19 protein-coding genes are annotated in these 17387 nt (G+C 36.5%); 4 read left to right on the forward strand and 15 right to left on the reverse strand.

Annotated elements, in window-relative coordinates; translation table 11 throughout:
* Positions 1-123 precede the first annotated feature (123 nt).
* From mnmA to AC4BC7_RS09970, 11 genes are all read right to left on the reverse strand, one after another.
* Positions 124-1245: a tRNA 2-thiouridine(34) synthase MnmA gene (mnmA, locus tag AC4BC7_RS09920; protein WP_490502760.1), complete on the reverse strand. Its 1122-nt coding sequence runs from the start codon at positions 1243-1245 to the stop codon at positions 124-126.
* 205 nt (positions 1246-1450) lie between these two features.
* A complete protein-coding gene (locus AC4BC7_RS09925) occupies positions 1451-2350 on the reverse strand; it encodes a ketose-bisphosphate aldolase (RefSeq protein ID WP_207871586.1) in 900 nt (299 codons plus the stop codon).
* 27 nt (positions 2351-2377) lie between these two features.
* Positions 2378-3229, reverse strand: a complete 852-nt coding sequence (locus AC4BC7_RS09930) for a class II fructose-bisphosphate aldolase (protein ID WP_207871587.1) — start codon at positions 3227-3229, stop codon at positions 2378-2380.
* A gap of 9 nt (positions 3230-3238) precedes the next feature.
* Positions 3239-4318, reverse strand: coding sequence for a PTS fructose transporter subunit IIC (locus tag AC4BC7_RS09935; RefSeq protein ID WP_207871588.1), 1080 nt, complete (start codon positions 4316-4318; stop codon positions 3239-3241).
* Between the two features lie 13 nt (positions 4319-4331).
* Positions 4332-4637 carry a PTS fructose transporter subunit IIB gene (locus AC4BC7_RS09940; protein ID WP_207871589.1) on the reverse strand — a complete coding sequence of 102 codons (306 nt, stop codon included), beginning with the start codon at positions 4635-4637 and terminating at the stop codon, positions 4332-4334.
* A 36-nt stretch (positions 4638-4673) separates the two neighbouring features.
* Positions 4674-5156, reverse strand: a complete 483-nt coding sequence (locus AC4BC7_RS09945; RefSeq protein WP_207871590.1) for a PTS sugar transporter subunit IIA — start codon at positions 5154-5156, stop codon at positions 4674-4676.
* Positions 5119-6621, reverse strand: coding sequence for a BglG family transcription antiterminator (locus AC4BC7_RS09950; RefSeq protein ID WP_490502761.1), 1503 nt, complete (start codon positions 6619-6621; stop codon positions 5119-5121). The genes AC4BC7_RS09945 and AC4BC7_RS09950 overlap by 38 nt, the downstream gene beginning before the upstream one ends.
* 249 nt (positions 6622-6870) lie before the next feature.
* Positions 6871-7212 (reverse strand): DUF1831 domain-containing protein, encoded by a 342-nt coding sequence (locus tag AC4BC7_RS09955; RefSeq protein ID WP_207871592.1) that lies wholly within the window; start codon positions 7210-7212, stop codon positions 6871-6873.
* 56 nt (positions 7213-7268) lie between these two features.
* Entirely contained in the window at positions 7269-8411 is a 1143-nt protein-coding gene (locus AC4BC7_RS09960) for a cysteine desulfurase family protein (RefSeq protein ID WP_490502762.1), read from the reverse strand.
* Between the two features lie 99 nt (positions 8412-8510).
* Positions 8511-9482: a ribose-phosphate diphosphokinase gene (locus AC4BC7_RS09965; protein ID WP_490502763.1), complete on the reverse strand. Its 972-nt coding sequence runs from the start codon at positions 9480-9482 to the stop codon at positions 8511-8513.
* 75 nt (positions 9483-9557) lie between these two features.
* On the reverse strand, positions 9558-10097 hold the full coding sequence (locus AC4BC7_RS09970) for a C39 family peptidase (protein ID WP_490502764.1): 540 nt from the start codon (positions 10095-10097) through the stop codon (positions 9558-9560).
* 70 nt (positions 10098-10167) lie between these two features.
* Here AC4BC7_RS09970 and AC4BC7_RS09975 point away from each other — a divergent pair, with 70 nt between their 5' ends.
* A complete protein-coding gene (locus tag AC4BC7_RS09975; protein ID WP_490502765.1) occupies positions 10168-12072 on the forward strand; it encodes a M13 family metallopeptidase in 1905 nt (634 codons plus the stop codon).
* Positions 12073-12136: 64 nt separating this feature from the next.
* Here AC4BC7_RS09975 and AC4BC7_RS09980 read toward each other — a convergent pair whose 3' ends face one another.
* Genes AC4BC7_RS09980 through AC4BC7_RS09995 form a run of 4 tightly spaced genes read right to left on the reverse strand, consistent with a single transcriptional unit; the run spans position 12137 to position 14305 of the window.
* Complete coding sequence (locus AC4BC7_RS09980; protein ID WP_207871597.1) at positions 12137-12682, reverse strand: cysteine hydrolase family protein; 546 nt, start codon at positions 12680-12682, stop codon at positions 12137-12139.
* 11 nt (positions 12683-12693) lie between these two features.
* Positions 12694-13389, reverse strand: a complete 696-nt coding sequence (locus tag AC4BC7_RS09985) for a 5'-methylthioadenosine/adenosylhomocysteine nucleosidase (protein WP_490502766.1) — start codon at positions 13387-13389, stop codon at positions 12694-12696.
* A 12-nt stretch (positions 13390-13401) separates the two neighbouring features.
* On the reverse strand, positions 13402-13734 hold the full coding sequence (gene macP / locus AC4BC7_RS09990; RefSeq protein WP_207871599.1) for a cell wall synthase accessory phosphoprotein MacP: 333 nt from the start codon (positions 13732-13734) through the stop codon (positions 13402-13404).
* Between the two features lies 1 nt (position 13735).
* The gene (locus tag AC4BC7_RS09995) at positions 13736-14305 is read right to left on the reverse strand and encodes an NUDIX hydrolase (protein WP_207871600.1); all 570 of its coding nucleotides are present in this window, start codon (positions 14303-14305) and stop codon (positions 13736-13738) included.
* Between the two features lie 229 nt (positions 14306-14534).
* Here AC4BC7_RS09995 and AC4BC7_RS10000 point away from each other — a divergent pair, with 229 nt between their 5' ends.
* The 3 genes from AC4BC7_RS10000 (at position 14535) to AC4BC7_RS10010 (ending at position 17283) form a co-directional block, all read left to right on the forward strand.
* A complete protein-coding gene (locus AC4BC7_RS10000; protein ID WP_490502767.1) occupies positions 14535-15197 on the forward strand; it encodes a helix-turn-helix transcriptional regulator in 663 nt (220 codons plus the stop codon).
* A 167-nt stretch (positions 15198-15364) separates the two neighbouring features.
* The gene (locus AC4BC7_RS10005; protein ID WP_207871602.1) at positions 15365-16024 is read left to right on the forward strand and encodes a 5-bromo-4-chloroindolyl phosphate hydrolysis family protein; all 660 of its coding nucleotides are present in this window, start codon (positions 15365-15367) and stop codon (positions 16022-16024) included.
* A gap of 65 nt (positions 16025-16089) precedes the next feature.
* Positions 16090-17283, forward strand: a complete 1194-nt coding sequence (locus AC4BC7_RS10010; protein WP_207871603.1) for a toxic anion resistance protein — start codon at positions 16090-16092, stop codon at positions 17281-17283.
* Positions 17284-17387 lie beyond the last annotated feature (104 nt).

A 17387-nucleotide genomic window follows, 5' to 3' on the forward strand; every position in this document is an offset into this window, starting at 1 on the left:
CAAATTATTTAGGTACCTAACGTTTTATACACCTTTAGTATAGTTCGGTACCTAACTATTGTCAATGATTTTATTTTAAATAGAAAAAAAGTATTTGAGATGGTTGTCTCAAATACTTTTTGTTTATACGTATTGCAATACTTTTTCAGCTTTATAAGCGTGATCAATTAAACCGCCACCTAAGCATTCCATGCCATCATAGAACACGACTGCTTGTCCTGGAGTAATTGCACGAACAGGTTCATCAAAGATAACTTCTGCACGATCGTCTTCTAACAAACGAACCGTAACACCTGTATCTTGTTGACGGTAACGGAATTTCGCTGTACAACGAAATTCTTTTGGTTTTTCTTCATTGGTTGTAAAGTGAATTTCACTGGCTTCCAAACGATCTGCATACAATGCGTCATGATGGAATCCTTGTCCAACATACAAAGTATTGGTTTCTAATTCTTTACCAACAACAAACCAAGGTTCTGAAGACTTACCACCACCACCAATACCTAACCCTTGGCGTTGACCGATTGTATAGTACATCAACCCATCATGTTGTCCTTTAATTTCGCCATCTAATGTTACCATATTCCCTTTTTGAGCAGGTAAATAATTACTTAGAAATTGTTTAAAGTTCTTTTCTCCAATAAAACAAACACCTGTTGAATCTTTTTTCTTAGCCGTGGCTAACCCAGCTCGTTCAGCAATTGCACGAACTTCTGCTTTTTCCATATGACCTAGTGGAAACATCGTTTTTGCTAGTTGTTCTTGTGAGAGTTGACTTAAAAAATACGTTTGATCTTTATTATTATCGACACCACGAAGCATATGAGAAACGCCATTTTCATCGCGTTCTACTTGTGCATAATGTCCAGTCGCTACATAATCTGCACCTAAATCCATTGCGTAGTCTAAAAAGGCTTTGAATTTGATTTCTTTGTTACACATAACATCGGGATTTGGTGTGCGCCCTGCACGATATTCCGCTAAGAAATATTCAAAAACACGGTCCCAATATTCTTTCTCAAAGTTCACAGAATAATAAGGAATCCCAATTTGTGCTGCGACTTTCGCAACATCTTTATAATCTTCTGTTGCTGTACATACACCATTTTCGTCGGTATCGTCCCAATTTTTCATAAAGATACCTATTACATCATACCCTTGTTCTTTCAACAAAAGTGCTGTTACTGACGAGTCCACCCCGCCACTCATTCCAACGACAACACGGATTTTGCTATTGTCTGTCATGAATTTCACCATCATTTCAATATAGATTCTGAAACATCCACGATTTGAAGGTCGCTACTTTTTCAGTAGTTGCTATTATACAGTAGTTTAAAAAGAATTTCACGTTTGTTGATTATTTTCATTTCCTATTTATTTTCTCTTAATTGTTTATTCCTCAAAAAGAAATACCCATCTGTTAAACAGACGGATATCCCTAATCAAGATGTTAATTAAATGCTTGTCTAAATGGTTTTTCATGAATTTCTCGGTAAATACTTGCTTTTCCAATAGAATTGAATAATCCCATTTTTTGTTTAACCACTTCTTTGGCAGCATCAATACATTCTGGATAAATAGCATTGGGATCCCATAACTCGGTGCTAGCCAAAATTTCACGACATTTTTTATAAAAGGCATATTTGTAATCAGATGAAATATTTATTTTTTGAATGCCAATTTCTACAGCTCGTGCGATTTCTTCATCTGGATTGGCTGAACCACCATGTAATACTAAGGGAATATCTACTCGATCTTTGATTTGTTCCAATACATCCATTTTTAGTTCTGGTTTGACATCTTTTGGATAAATGCCATGGGCTGTTCCGATTGCTACAGCTAATGTATCAATCCCTGTTTTGGCAACAAATTCTTCCGCATCTTCTGGTTTCGTATAAATAACCTTCGATACCCCACCTTCAATTGTGGTTCCTGTATTGCCAATTGTTCCTAATTCACCTTCAACCGAAATTCCAATCGTTTTACATACATCCACGACTTCTTTTGTTACCGCAATATTTTCTTCAAACGGTAACAGAGAACCATCAATCATCACTGACGTAAAGCCGCAATGAATCGCACGCATGATACTAGCTAAACTATCTCCATGATCCATGTGAATCACAAAAGGTACACTGCTATTTTTCGCACGAGAAACAGCATATTGAAAGAACTCATCTTTGACAAAATCAAGTTCAGTTGGATGCACCGCAATAATAGCAGGTGAATCATTTTCCTCTGCAGCTTCAATAACTACGCGCAAGAAGTTACTATCTGCGACATTGAATGCTCCCACAGCAAATCGATTTTCTTTGGCAATTTCTAACATTTGGCTCATATTAATTAACATATTTACGTACTCTCCAATCTTTTTTTATCATGCTTTATTTTTGGAACCGGCTATCTCAATATACTTCTTAACAACATTTTTACCTGCTGCAATTGTTCCATGAATTAGCTCAGGATAGCCAATCGTTGGATCTTCAGCGAGACATTTCTGAATTTCTAACGATTGTGCCTTCATAAAATCAGAGCCCACATTAATTTTGTTGATTCCTAATGCAACGGATTGACGAATGTTTGCTTCCCCTGCACCCGATCCTCCATGTAAAACCAATGGCAAATTAGTTGCTGCTTTAATTTTTTCTACAATGTCAAATCGGAATTCTGGCACATACCCTTCAGGATAATCTCCATGTGTTGAGCCATAAGATAATGCCAAACAATCTACTCCTGTTTCTTGAATAAAATAGATTGCTTCGTCCGGATCTGTATACATTTCTGTATTGGTCCATTGATTTCCATCTACCACCCCTAAATCACCAACCTCAGCTTCAACACTGGCATTAAATTGTTGCGCAAACTTTACAATTTCTTTCGTAATACGGATATTTTCTTCCAATGGATACATGGAAGCATCCATCATGACACTTGAGAATCCTTCATGTAAACATTGCTTAACAAATGCTATATCTTGTCCATGATCCAGATTAATCGCAACTTCCACTTTAGCATTGTTAGCCATACGAATAATTGGTTGTGTTAAATAGCGGTGATCCAAATGCATTTTTAGATGATCTTGTAATAAATCAATAATAATTGGCGAATGCATTTCTTCGGCAGCCTCAATGACTGCCTTTGCTGTTTCTAAATTAAAACAGTTAATTGCTAATACCGCATATTTTTCTTTATTCGCCTTAGCTAACATTTCTCTCATAGAAACGTACATAATAACCTCCTAAGAAATTTTGATGGAAGAAAAGTCTACTTCTTCTTCCTCGACATCTTCTACCTCTTCAACTGGTTCTTTTTTGAGAACAAACAGCAGAATCCCCGTAATTGCCGAACCAATTAATAATGCAATCGTGAACTTCAATGGATCAGTCATCGCCGGAATGATGAAAACACCACCTGATGGCACAGGAGACCCCACTCCCCAACTCATACTCAGCCCACCACCAATCGCAGCACCGATTGTACATGAAGCAATTACTCGTAGTGGATCGACTGCTGCAATTGGAATCACACCTTCTGTAATCATTGCCAAGCCCATTGGAAACGCAATTTTAATATTGTTTTCTTCTCCTTGTGAGAATTTTGGTTTCTTGAATACCTTCGATAAAATCCAAGCAAATGTTACACCAAACGGCGGAACCATAGACGCTAGGATTTTGACTGCTTCCGGTTCTTGAATTCCTTCTAACAACATCCCATCTGCGAAGAGAGAAGCCACTTTATTAACAGGACCTCCAAAGTCAAAGGCCGCCATACCACCCACAATTGAGCCAAACAAGAATTTTCCAGACCCTTGAAGATTGGTTAAAAATTCAGTTAAAGCATTTGTCGCCCACACAATCGGTACACCAATAACGAAATACATCGCTAAACCAACCACAATCGTCGATGTAACTGGTACAATCATCATCGGCATTAATCCTTGCGCCCATTTCGGTACTTTAAGATTTTTCACTAGAAATAAAACGAAGAAACCTACAATGTAACCACCCAACATTCCTCCCAAGAAACCTGCGCCAATAGAATTAGCAATTAGCCCCATAAATAACCCTGGCCCAATTCCTGGTCTATCTGCAATCGAATAGGCAATCGCAGCAGAAATAACAGGTGCTAGTAAGCCCATTCCTAAGACACCTAGAGAAACAAGTGCATCTGATACAGAATAATTGGTAGAATAATCGCTAATTACTTGTCCACCAGTTAAATTCCCAATAGCAATCAATAAACCTGCTGTTACTACAACTGGCAACATATAAGAAATAGCTGTTAAAGCGTGTTTTTTTATTTCTAATTTACGCAACATAAGCCTGTCTCCTTTATAATTGTTCTTCTATTTTATTGATTAATCCTTTTGGTGCTTTAATAACTAAACTTGTCGGTACTTCTACTACTTTTTTTCCTTTAAATCGCTCTTTCCCACCTACTTTAATATCGGCAGCAATAATCACAATATCGGCAGCATCAATATCTGCTTGCTTCAATTCGTCTTCTGTTCCAATTGTGCCTTGCGTTTCAATATGAATTTCATGACCTAGCGCTTGAGCAGCTTTGATTAGTTTTTCTTTTGCAATATACGTATGCGCAATGCCTGATGTACAAGCAGCAATGCCAACAATTTTCATTTTAGTTCCTCCTCATTTTTCCATTTAAGCATTCGACTATTCAGGTTCCTTAGACAATAACTCAATCATTTTTTCTTTGGTGGTGGTTTGATGTAAGTCTTCAATAAACGTTTCATCTGCTAGTAACATCGCTACTTTCTGCAACAGCTTAATGTGTAATGTATTCGCTTCTACATTTCTAACAGCAAATAAAATAATCACATTCACTGGTTCCTCATCTAATGACTCCCATTCAATAGGTTGCTGCGTTTTTCCAACAACAAGTGATGTTTTGGTCACGCAATCTGATTTGCCATGTGGAATCGCAATACCTTGTCCTAGTCCCGTCATCCCCTCCTTTTCGCGATTGAACACATCTTCCAAAAAGCCTGCCACATCTGTAATTAACTTATTTTGATAAAGAAGTTGGGTTAACTCTTTAAGTGCCTCTTCTTTTGTAGTTGCCTGTAATTCTAAATTTACTAAGTCTTCTGTAATAACATTAGCTATGCTGAAATTTTCTGTTAAATGTTGATCCATTACCAATTCCTCCTAAAATTTTCTTTGTTCTTTCCTCATCTTGTTTTGTAAAAACAGAGTTAACTAAAATCGTTGGTATCGTTGTAGGTGATGTAAAATGAATGGTTGTGAGTATAAGATCAATATCTTCATATTGCTCTAAGTTCTTACTAAATTTTTTAGAAGATAATACATCTACAATTTCCAAATCGGGAAACGCTTTTCTAACCTTCACTTTCAATAGTTCTGATGTCCCTACACCACTACTACACATAATCAATATGCGTTTCTTTCGTTTCTGTATTTCTTTGTAGCGTACGAAATACAATACTAAAAAACCAATTTCATCATCACTAATTGTGGATAATTGAAATGTTTGCTCAGCTTTCCTGGATACTTGCGAGACAAATTGAAACATACTCTGATATTCTAAACGGATATCTTTTAGCAACTCGTTTTTGATAACGATTTCATTTTTTAAGCGATATAATAAAGGAGCAATATGGCTAATCAAGTCTTCCTGATATTCATCGATATCGATTTCTGTACCAATCAGTTGCCTCATCTCTTCCATAAAAAAGGCAGTGAGTTCAATCGCTTCTTCCTCTTTAGCAATAACATTCGTATAGTAACTCTCTAAACGGGAAGAAAGTAAATATTGAAACAAGAAAAAGGATTCAATTTCAGCTAAAGCTGTCCCTAGATACCCTGACATTCGTTGAACAACTTCGACTGATACATCGTAGAGAGACTGGTATTTCACAATCAACTTTTTTTCACTATCATCTAAGGTATTATCTATTTTTTTAGAAATGGCCCCTTCTCGACTACGCTTCAATAAAATATAGAGATGTGAAAAAATATTGATATTATAAGGATAACTAATCGTCGTGTTCAACTTTTTTTCAATAAATTCTAGTAAGGAAGTAATATAATCAATATCGTAAGCATTTACATTTTTAGCATCTGCTAAAAATGTGTCATTGATTAAATTTTCTTGTCCGATTAAATAGTTAACTGTCTTGCGAATATTTTTTTCTCCACCAAGTATTGATAAACGTTGCTTCTTTTTTCGAATTTCTAATTGATAGGTTCTCAAAAATGACTGCATTTTTTTTAAATCTTGTATAATAACAGTCTCCGTAACAAAATAAGGTTCAAACAACTCACTAATGCTTACTGAATTTGGCGATTTAAAAAGTAGCGTCAACAGAATATTATTGCGTCGATTACGTGCTTCGTCCATTCGTTCTACATTTCCTTCGCGACTCTCTCTCAAATATTTCTCGTAGTCCAAACGAAAACCTCTTCCGACTTCAGAAATAATAATGTCTCCACTGGGAAACTCGTCATTGATTCTTTTGATGGTTCGATAAATTGTTTTAGTAGAGACATGAGCAAAACTGGCGAGTTCTTGTGCTGTTAGAGTCATGTCATTTTTTATCAATAGTTCTAACAAATGATTTTCTCTTTTGCTCAGCTGCATATCATCAACTCCTTGTACATACTATAGCGCATTTTTGTAAGCGCAATCTTTTTTGTATGTCCATTGATATGGACATTTTTCGCACTGTTTAACTAAACAGCTTGTGTCTTAAGTCAAATTGACAAGAAAATACCCGAACTATTAGAGATTGCTATGAGCGTCTAGCAGGTCTTTTTCATAACCTACAAGAACTAACAATTCTCATTAAAAATAGTTCGGATATTCGTTGCCTTACATATCTTTTTGTTCTTACACTTTTTCAAATAGTCCACGGCTGATAAAACCGTCCATTAAGAAATAAAATTTTTCTTGTAATAAATCATTCGCTGAATCTTTAAAAATATTGACAGCTTTTAAGCCGTTAGCAGTTGTCACTGACATTTTGATTTTTTGGATGTCTTTATCAACTGTAATTTTTAATTTAAAGCCTTCTTTGCTTTGTGGTGTTGCTTCTAGCGGACGAATTAACTGAAAATTCCCGCCTTTTGTTTCAGTAAAGCCATTGTCGCGTAAGGTATAACGCTTAGCAGTTGGTGCTAAACGGTAACTCACCTCTGCGCCTAAGACTGTATCGATTTCTTGAAATGCCATTTTTTCACCTCATCTTGTTCATTTATTCTCATTATAAAGGGTTCTGAGAGGTTTGACTAGTCTCTTTTCAAACGTTGGACAGAAGCAATTAACACGGCCACAAAGTCTTCAATTTCTGCTTGCGTATTTCCATAACCGAAACTAATACGAATAGACTCGCGAATGGCTGGTGCATTTTTTCCATATATAGCTTCTAAAACGTGTGAAGGTTCAACATTTCCTGCAGTACACGCAGAACCTGTTGAAACGGCAAATCCTTTTAAATCTAAATGCATTAACAATAAATCACTTGGAACCCCTTGAAAACGCAAATTTAAAATATGCGTTAATTTATTGGTTTGATCTCCATTCAAATGAAAATCAACACCTGCATTCGTTAATTGGTCAATTACATACGTGGAAAATTCCGCATAGGTCTGTTGTTGTTGTTGTTGAACTTCTGGCGTCAAAGCGTTAATTGCTTGTGCCATTCCACAAATCGCCGCTAAGTTTTCAGTACCCGCACGACGTTTTTCTTCCTGTTCACCACCATGAAGGTACGGCTTTAACTGTACATCATCACTTTTATAAAGAAACCCTATTCCTTTAGGTCCATTAATTTTATGGCCTGAAACGGTTAACAAATCAATGTGCCATTCTTTGGGTTGCAATAGTATTTTTCCATAAGCTTGAACAGCATCTGTATGAAACCAAGCCGGATGTTCTGCTAATAATTCGCCAATTTCTTGAATAGGTAATAGGTTTCCAGTTTCATTATTCGCAACCATGATCGATACCAAAATTGTATCTGGACGCAACGCTGCTTCTAAATCAGTCAGGAGAATTTGTCCGCTTTTATCCACGGGCAGATACGTCACCTCAAATCCCAGTGTTTCCAAATATTCTGCTGTTCGTAAAATAGCTGGATGTTCGATGGCGGTAGTGATAATATGTTTTCCTTCTGTTTGGCGTCCCAGAGCTGTATTAATCAATACAGTATTGTCTCCTTCTGTTCCACCACTATTAAAAATAATTTCATGCGGGTTTACTGCTAAACTATCCGCAATTATTTGACGAGCATTTTCCAAATATTCATGCGCACGTCTGCCATATTGATGAATACTCGAGGGATTGCCGACAACTTCCAGCATTACTTCACTCATTTTTTCTACAACATCTGGTCGCACGGGTGTGGTTGCAGCATGATCTAAATATGTCATTTTGTCACCTTCTTTTTTAATAACATTATTATAACAAAATTATGAAAAATACCAATCAAAGAAGAAGAGGCACAGTTCTTCTTTGATTGGTTCCTTTTTTTATAAATAATTTTCGTCATCTAGTTTGAATAATGGACTCATTGGTGTGTTTTCGTGAATTCGTTTTACTGCTTCACCCATTAATTTCGAACAAGTCACATAACTTAAATTTTCTGGATGACGTGATTCATCCGTCAAACAAGAATCAGTCACACAAATGTCTTCTATTGGTGCTCCATTTAAGGTGTCTTTAGCTGGTGGTGAAAGTAATGCATGTGATGCACATGCATAAATATCGCCAGAACCAGCTTCTTTCAATAGACGAGCTGCTTGTGCAAATGTTTTTCCAGAATTTAAAATATCATCAACCATGATACAGGTCTTACCAGCAACATCACCGATAACATACCCACCATTTTCTAACTCATCATCTTGGTCAACAATTGCTAGCGTTGTATTCAAATACTCAGCTAAGCTTCTTGAACGTTGCACACCACTATTTTTCGGAGAAACAACAACATAGTCATCACCATCAAATCCTTTATCCTTGTAATAATGCGCAAACAATGGACTTGTAAATAAATTATCTACCGGAATATCAAAGAACCCTTGAACTTGAACAGTATGCAAATCAAGTGTTAACAAACGTGTTGCTCCTGCTTCTACCAACATATTAGCAATTAATTTAGCAGTGATTGGCTCATGAGGTTTTGCTGTACGGTCTTGACGAGCATACGCATAATAAGGCAATACAATATTAATTGTTTTAGCACTTGCACGTTTCATAGCATCAATCATAATCATTAATTCCATATAGTAATCATTTACGGGTTGATTCGTTGATTGGATGATGTAAATATGTGCACCACGGACACTTTCTTCAATACTGATAGCAATTTCACCATCACTGAATTTTTTGATGTCACATTTTCCTAATTTACAACCAAATACTTCTGCAATTTTTTCTGCTAATGGAACATTTCCATTTAAACTAAAGATTTTCAACGATTCATCGTGATATTTTTCGACCATGTGATCCTCCAATAGAATTTTTTTTCATTTTAACACACTTTACCGATTTAGTTTAGCATGATTCTCTGCATGATATCAAGGAAGTGACACTGTACCGTTGACCCATTTTGCAGGAATAATTTTATTATAATTGCCCCAATTATCATGAACTTTCAAAAAACGTTCTCCCTCACTTGTTTCCATATATGCGTAGGCGGTTACCCAATGGTTGCCATACGTGCTACCTAAAACTTTTAAAACCCCGACTACAACTGGTTTTCCTTGGTCAATTCGCTTCACTGCACGTTGCCAACCACCCGCCATTGTCATACGAGCACGTAGTTTTTTATCAGTATAATCAAAATACGCAGATAAGCCATGCGCTACTTGCCATGCTACTGTTGGCAAGCCATAGCGCTGAATAAATAACTGTAAAAATTTCACTAGTGCTTTTGATTGGCGACTATTTTTCTGACGAATATATGTTGGAATAACTTCTTCATCAAGATAATCTTGATAATACGCTAGTAAAACAGCGGCCGCATGGGTTCCACAAAGATAACCTTGAGGCGTTGTCCATTGGCGGTACGCTCTAAATCGTTCTTCGGGAATGCCGATCCATTCATCTTTTTTCATTCTTTGTCTCCTTCATTTGCGTGTTTGCTTCAACTGTATCATAATAAGGGAATGAAATGGAGTGAAAACAATGACAGATTTAAAAAAACAAGATTTTTACGAGTATGTCAATGGAGACTGGATCAAAACAGCGGTCATTCCAGCTGACAAACCAGCAACAGGTGGTTTCCAAGATTTAGTTGAGGGGATTGACCAACGTTTAATCAATGAACTTAATCAAATGAGTCAAAATGAATTAGCCATCCCTGAAAATCGCATGCAAGACGCTGTAAAATTTTATCAACTAGCACGTGATTATGATACCAGAAATCAATTAGCCGATGAGCCCATTGCTGACTTGTTGAAACGAGTCGCTGCGTTATCTTCTTTTGAAGAATTAAATCATCAATTAAGTAATTGGATTAAAGAAGGCTTACCTTTACCGTTCTATTTTTTTGTCATGCCTGATATGAAAAATACAACTGAGCATGCCTTGTACTTGAATCCAACTTCCTTAATTTTGCCAGATAAAACGTATTATGAAGACGGACATCCCAAAGCCGAAAAATTATTGCAAGTATTCTTTGAAATGTCTGTTAAATTATTGCAAAAATTTGGCAGAACGCTTCCCGAAGCAGAAACCATTGCTGAACAAGCATTAGCATTTGATAAAGCGATTGCGCCTCATGTATTAAGTGCAGAAGAAAGTGCCGATTACACCAAAGCTTACAATCCTAAAAAACTTACTGAGGTTGCTGCCTATTCTGAACAGCTCGACTTTGTAAAAGTAATTGGCGAATTGGTGGCTGTTCCTCTTGAGCAAGTGATTGTGACAGAACCTGCTTATTTTGAAGCCTTGGATGAAATTATGAATGAGGAAAATCTACCACTATTAAAAAGTTGGATGTATATCCAAACAATCTTAGCTTATACTAGCTATTTAAGTGAAGATTTGCGCCAATTAGGTGGTACCTATCGTCGTTTCCTTTCAGGTATTGACGAAGCCATGTCGCAAGAAAAAGCAGCGTATCACTTAACATTAGGTGAATTTGGGCAAGTAATCGGTTTATATTACGGGCAAAAATATTTTGGCGATCAAGCGAAGCAAGATGTCCAACATATGGTCCACACAATGATTGATGTGTATAAAGAACGCTTATCAACAAAAGAATGGCTTAGTCCTGCCACTCGTGAAAAAGCGATTGTTAAACTAAATAACATCGGTGTCCATGTCGGTTATCCCGATAGAATTCCAGCCGTCTATGATTTATTTATCACCCAAACAGCTGAAGAAGGTGGCACCCTTGTCAGCAACGTCCGGCATTTCTCACGTCTAGCTCGGGAAGCTCGTTTTGCTAAAATAAAACAAGCCGTTGATCGCAACGAATGGAGCATGGCAGCTTGTACCGTCAATGCCTATTATAGTGGCATGATGAATGTCATTGTCTTCCCAGCAGCCATCTTACAACAGCCGTTTTATAGTGTCGAACAATCGGCAAGTGCCAACTATGGCGGTATTGGAGCAGTAATCGCTCATGAGATTTCACATGCGTTTGATAACAATGGCGCTAAGTTTGATGAATTTGGTAATCTGAATAACTGGTGGTCTGAAGAGGATTTAGCACACTTCAATCAATTAGCTGAAGCAATGATTGCCGAATTTGACGGCTTGGAAATTGCTGGTGGCAAAGTTAATGGGAAATTAACCGTCTCTGAAAACATTGCGGATGCAGGCGGATTAAGTTGTGCATTAGAAGCAGCGAAAAAAGAGGCGGACGTTTCATTAGACGATTTCTTTACCAACTGGGCCAAAATCTGGCGTACGAAAGCCAAAGAACAATACCAACAATTACTACTTTCTGTCGATGTGCACGGACCTGCTAAATTACGGGCAAATATTCAATTACAAAATTTAGCAGACTTCCACGAGTTTTATGGCATTGAAACAGAAGATGCTATGTATCGTGCACCTGAAAATCGTGTAGAAATTTGGTAAACTAAAAACCATCCGTAGTGGATAGAAGAATTACTCACTCTATCTACTACGGATGGTTGTTTTATTATTCGACAGTTGCGCCTAGACTGCCTTTAAAGTGACGCAATGCCCATTCATGACCTTGCGGATCAAAACTAGCAACGGCCTTTTCAATAATATGGATAGTGTAGCCTAAATTATACGCATCAACTGCTGTATGCAAGACACAAATATCAGTGCATACACCCGTTAAATAAATATCCGTAATCTGACGTTCACGCAAACGAATATCTAAATCGGTACCACTAAATGCCGAATAATGGCGTTTATTCAACCAATAGACATTTTTATCCTCTTGATGCTTCGCGTATAACGGCGCCAAACTACCATATAGTTCCCGTCCAGCAGTGCCCGCTAAATTGTGGGGTGGAAATAATTTATTTTCTGGATGAAAATTATCATCTAGTTCATGTCGATCAATCGCAAAGACCACAAAATCACCATTCTCGATAAAAGCCTTCGTCTGAGCTACTAGCGTTTCTTCAATTACTTGACCAGCTGCACCGGTCGTTAATGCGCCATCTGTTGCAACAAAATCATTGGTATAATCTATCGAAATCAATGCTTTCATATCTTTTCCTCCTATGCTAAAGCCTCCACAAAAGCCAAGACCATCTCTGCTGAACGTTTCCCTGCAACCTCGATAAATTCATCAAATGATTGAGTTGCCTCGTGGTCAGCAGTATCACTCATTGCGCGAATCACTAAGAAAGGCACATCAAATTGCATCGCTGTTTGAGCAATTGCCGCTCCTTCCATTTCACAAGCTAAGGCTTCTGGAAAATGTTCCAAAATAGCACGAATTTTCTCAGAATCGGCAATAAACGAATCTCCTGTCACAATCAGACCTTTTTTCACCTGATGCTTGGTTTTTTCAGCAGCTCTTTCGATTGCTTGTATCAACTGAGCATCTGCTTCGTAATACAACGGCATCCCTCCAGGAACTTGTCCATAGGCATAACCAAAACCAGTGGCATCTACGTCGTGGTAAGCTAATTTTTCAGAAATAACTAAATCCCCCACTGCTAGACCAGTACCAATGCCACCTGCTGACCCCGTATTGATAACAGCATCTACCTCATATTGCTGAATTAATAAGCTAGTTGTTAATGAAGATAAGACTTTTCCAATGCCCGATTGAACAACAATTACCTCATGACCGGCATATGTCCCTGAATAAAATGTTGCGCCAGCTTTTTCCCATGTTTGCATATCTGCTAAATTTTCTTTTAAAACAGCAACTTCTTGTGCCATCGCTCCAATAATTCCAATTTTCATTCGTCTACTCCTTTATAAGAAAAAGATCATCATCATCACGACGACAAGCAACAGCCCTACAATCACAATACTTTTAATTAAAAAAGTGTTCATTTCACGAGAACGTTGTTGCTCACTCGTACGTGTTTTTTTCGATGTCTCTTTTTTTAATTCTTTTCGATAATAATTTGTTGGTTGTTTTTCTTTTGTTTTGGCTTTTTTTGTTTCTTGTTCCGTTGATTTTTTTAAAGGAACTTCTTTATTTTTTGGTTTCTTTATAATTTGACGATTGCGCTCTAAAGCGGCTTCTTTTTCATCTTTTCTTTTCCGTAACTCTGATCGTGTCACTAAAGGACGTTTCGCCATCTTATACCCTCCCTTGAGCAATCAACAATTCCCAATACTGAATCGCAAAAATTGTTTTAGCGTCACAGATTGTTTTCTCTTGAATCGCTTGTTTTGCTTCTGTCAATGTCCATTCATAAACTTCTAAAACTTCATCTTCGTCTTGTGCCAATGGATTATCAACTTTTTTTATATTTTTAGCGTAATAGACGTGCAATAATTCATTAGCAAAACCTGGTGATAAATACATAGATGCCAAATGTTCCATGCTCTCAGCACGATAGCCTGTCTCTTCTTCTAATTCTCGTGCGCCTGTTTCTTCTGGATGGCGTCCCTCACCAGGATCAATTTTCCCTGCAGGAATTTCAAAAATAACTTGTTCTAAAGGTTTTCTAAATTGTTTGACTAAAACAATTTTATTTTCATCAGTTAACGCTAACACACCGACTCCTCCTGGATGAAAAACCAGTTCACGTTTCGCTGTTTGGCCATCTGGTAAGCGAACTTCATCTAATGCAACATCGATAATTTTCCCGTGAAAAATTTCTTTACGTGTAATTGTTTTTTCTTCAAAATCTTCATAACGAAGCATTGTGTCACCATTCTTTCTTGATTTATTCATTATCACTTAGTTTACCATAGAAAAGATGAGATTTCCTAAGACCTAAGATAGAGTTTTATAAATAAAATGAAGAAAATTGCGTTATTTTCTCGATAAAATGAGCAGAAAATTAAATTACGAATAGAAAAACCCTCATAATTCCTCTATAATAAGAATAATAAGCAATTACTGTAGCCGTAAATACGCTAGGAGGAAAGCGATGAAATCCCTTGGAGAACAATTAAAACAATACCGCATAGATAACAATTGGACGCAACACGAACTAGCCGACAAACTGGCTGTCTCACGTACAACGATTTCTAATTGGGAAAGCGGCAAAAGTTTTCCTGATTTGGACTATTTGGTTTCTCTCAGCCGACTATTTGATGTACCACTTGAAAACTTATTTTCTAAAGATACTTCAGTGGTCAAAAAAATTACTCATGAACAAAAACAAAATCGCTTAAAAGGTTATCTTATTTTAGGATTACTTACCGTTATTTTTTTCTTAATCGGTGGATTGGCTTTAACGTATCAAGGCTCCAATTTTTCACAAATTATGACCGCACATGAGGTTTCTATCACTCAAATTCCACAAGAAAAACGAGAAGAATGGCTTCCTGCTTCTTTTACAGATACAAAAGAGCAAACAGTTCCTTACCTTTCTACGCGAGCTTTATTAGGAATAAAATCAGTGGTTAATGGTTCAGAGACGGCGTCAGTTAGTCTGCGAATTACTCGTCTTTCTGATAATCAAAAAATCGGTGAATATACGCTTGAACCAAATACACAGCAAGCTTTACCAAATTTACAACGCAATGAAAAATATTTAGTCGAAATAAGTAGTGATGCGGAAACTTGTATTTTAAGTTTTATTTCTTAACAAATACATCGGTTGAAATACAAACATTTCTTATAAATTTCCTAAATTCATAAAAATCCACCGCAAGTCGGATACTTTTATTTTCAGTTACATGCTAAAATAAATTTATAACAACAACAAATTTAAAACAGCATGTTGTATCCAATAAATTTAGGAGGAATGAGCAAATGAAACGTTCAACTTGGACTGTTATTGGTCTTGTCACTATCGGTGCAATTGTTTTTGGCACGATGTTATCCGATTACTTCCCTGTGCTTTTACTAATTGGTGGCGTTCTACTGGTTGTGTATGGTTTCAAAGGAAAATCAGCACCCGTTTCAAACAATAGCTTGCCTGTTTTGTCCAAAAAACGGGAACAAACTTATCTGGACAGTGGGATGTCTTATCGTGAGATTGAATTTTTCCGTGAAACATTAAATCAAGCGAAAACAGAAATTGAAAAATTACAAGCCAACATTAGTCAAAATGCCAAATTGAAGGCAATTGATTTACGTCATGATACAATTAGAGCAGCAAAAGCTTTATTTAAAGAATTAGTCAAAGAACCAACTCGTTTAAACGAAGCAAGTCATTTTCTTTATACTCACTTACCAAATATGGTTGATTTAACTGATAAATATTTAGAAATCAATAATCACGAAATTAAAAGTCGTGACACATATGAAAAAATGGAAGAAAGTATCCAAATCATCGATCAAATGGCTTCATTAATCAAACAAGATTACCAAAAATTTGTATCGGATGATTTAGAAGAATTAGATGTAGAGTTATCAATTGCCAAACAAAGCATAAAAAGAGAAAATCAATATAAAGAAGAAGTGAGATAAAAGAAATCTTTTGTCTCATTTCTCTCGAATAAAACAAGGTTTCTATCAAAGGAGGAACTACATATATGACTGACACACCTAAGACAGATGTGACTGATACATTAGAAGATTTATTAAGTGATCCATTTGCACCAAATTTAGACTCATTAACAACTACGCAAAAACAAGAGATTTCATCTTTACAAGAGCAACAAAAAGCACCTAGATTAATTGACCAATTACCAGAAAGCCGTCAACAACAAGCCAAAGAATTAGCGTCAAAAATCGATGCGACTGACCAACAAGCCGTAATTACTTATGGTGCCGCTGCTCAAACAAAGTTAAGCGATTTCTCTCAATCAATGTTAAATCATGTGCAAGCGGCTGATATTGGTCCAGTGGGTGATTCATTGACAGAATTAATGTATCGTTTACAAGAAGCCAATCCTGATGATTTACGTGCTGGTGAAGGTAGTATCTTTAAGCGTATGTTTGGTAAAGTTAAACAATCTATCTTTGAAATTACTGCAAAATATCAAAAAATCGGTGCCCAAATTGATAAAGTTGCGGTGAAGTTAGACAAAGAAAAAGAAGGTTTGTTAAAAGATAATTTAATGCTGGAACAACTTTATAATAAAAATAAAGATTATTTCGATGCTTTAAACATCTACATCGCAGCCGGTGAATTAAAAATGGAAGAATTACAAACAACTATCATTCCTGAAGCCTTAGAAAAAGCTCGTCAAACTGGCGATCAAATGGATGTGCAAATTGCGAATGATTATTCACAATTTTTAGATCGTTTAGACAAACGAACACATGATTTACGTTTAGCACGTCAAATTACCATTCAACAAGCACCACAAATTCGCTTGATTCAAAATACAAACCAAGCATTAGCAGAAAAAATCCACGCATCAATTAATACAGCAATTCCTTTATGGAAAAACCAAGTAGTAATTGCTTTAACTTTATTACGTCAAAAAGATGCCGCTACTGCGCAACGTCAAGTTTCTGAAACAACGAATGATTTATTGCGTAAAAACTCAGAAATGTTGAAAGTTTCTGCCATTGAAACTGCTCGTGAAAACGAACGTGGCATTGTTGATATTGAAACCTTACAACAAACACAAAATGATCTAGTAGAAACTATTCAAGAAACCTTGCGTATTCAACAAGAAGGAAAAGAAAAACGCCGTAATGCCGAAGTTGAATTAGGGATGATGGAAGAAGATTTAAAACAACGTCTATTAGAAATTACATCTGGCAATCAAAATTAATTTTTTGAACCAATTACTTAAATAGTAGTTGGTTCTTTTTTAGCTTCTAAAAAAAGAACGTTCTAAAAATATACGACAAGATAAAACCTGTAATCAGTCCAGCA

It is taken from the genome of Enterococcus sp. AMC1623, assembly GCF_058216495.1.

What these genes read in the sequence shown, in the direction of transcription:
- mnmA (WP_490502760.1), bottom strand. Translation starts at nt 1,245, where the DNA reads ATGACAGACAATAGCAAAATCCGTGTTGTCGTTGGAATGAGTGGCGGG.
- AC4BC7_RS09925 (WP_207871586.1), bottom strand. Translation starts at nt 2,350, where the DNA reads ATGTTAATTAATATGAGCCAAATGTTAGAAATTGCCAAAGAAAATCGA.
- AC4BC7_RS09930 (WP_207871587.1), bottom strand. Translation starts at nt 3,229, where the DNA reads ATGTACGTTTCTATGAGAGAAATGTTAGCTAAGGCGAATAAAGAAAAA.
- AC4BC7_RS09935 (WP_207871588.1), bottom strand. Translation starts at nt 4,318, where the DNA reads ATGTTGCGTAAATTAGAAATAAAAAAACACGCTTTAACAGCTATTTCT.
- AC4BC7_RS09940 (WP_207871589.1), bottom strand. Translation starts at nt 4,637, where the DNA reads ATGAAAATTGTTGGCATTGCTGCTTGTACATCAGGCATTGCGCATACG.
- AC4BC7_RS09945 (WP_207871590.1), bottom strand. Translation starts at nt 5,156, where the DNA reads ATGGATCAACATTTAACAGAAAATTTCAGCATAGCTAATGTTATTACA.
- AC4BC7_RS09950 (WP_490502761.1), bottom strand. Translation starts at nt 6,621, where the DNA reads ATGCAGCTGAGCAAAAGAGAAAATCATTTGTTAGAACTATTGATAAAA.
- AC4BC7_RS09955 (WP_207871592.1), bottom strand. Translation starts at nt 7,212, where the DNA reads ATGGCATTTCAAGAAATCGATACAGTCTTAGGCGCAGAGGTGAGTTAC.
- AC4BC7_RS09960 (WP_490502762.1), bottom strand. Translation starts at nt 8,411, where the DNA reads ATGACATATTTAGATCATGCTGCAACCACACCCGTGCGACCAGATGTT.
- AC4BC7_RS09965 (WP_490502763.1), bottom strand. Translation starts at nt 9,482, where the DNA reads ATGGTCGAAAAATATCACGATGAATCGTTGAAAATCTTTAGTTTAAAT.
- AC4BC7_RS09970 (WP_490502764.1), bottom strand. Translation starts at nt 10,097, where the DNA reads ATGAAAAAAGATGAATGGATCGGCATTCCCGAAGAACGATTTAGAGCG.
- AC4BC7_RS09975 (WP_490502765.1), top strand. Translation starts at nt 10,168, where the DNA reads ATGACAGATTTAAAAAAACAAGATTTTTACGAGTATGTCAATGGAGAC.
- AC4BC7_RS09980 (WP_207871597.1), bottom strand. Translation starts at nt 12,682, where the DNA reads ATGAAAGCATTGATTTCGATAGATTATACCAATGATTTTGTTGCAACA.
- AC4BC7_RS09985 (WP_490502766.1), bottom strand. Translation starts at nt 13,389, where the DNA reads ATGAAAATTGGAATTATTGGAGCGATGGCACAAGAAGTTGCTGTTTTA.
- macP (WP_207871599.1), bottom strand. Translation starts at nt 13,734, where the DNA reads ATGGCGAAACGTCCTTTAGTGACACGATCAGAGTTACGGAAAAGAAAA.
- AC4BC7_RS09995 (WP_207871600.1), bottom strand. Translation starts at nt 14,305, where the DNA reads ATGCTTCGTTATGAAGATTTTGAAGAAAAAACAATTACACGTAAAGAA.
- AC4BC7_RS10000 (WP_490502767.1), top strand. Translation starts at nt 14,535, where the DNA reads ATGAAATCCCTTGGAGAACAATTAAAACAATACCGCATAGATAACAAT.
- AC4BC7_RS10005 (WP_207871602.1), top strand. Translation starts at nt 15,365, where the DNA reads ATGAAACGTTCAACTTGGACTGTTATTGGTCTTGTCACTATCGGTGCA.
- AC4BC7_RS10010 (WP_207871603.1), top strand. Translation starts at nt 16,090, where the DNA reads ATGACTGACACACCTAAGACAGATGTGACTGATACATTAGAAGATTTA.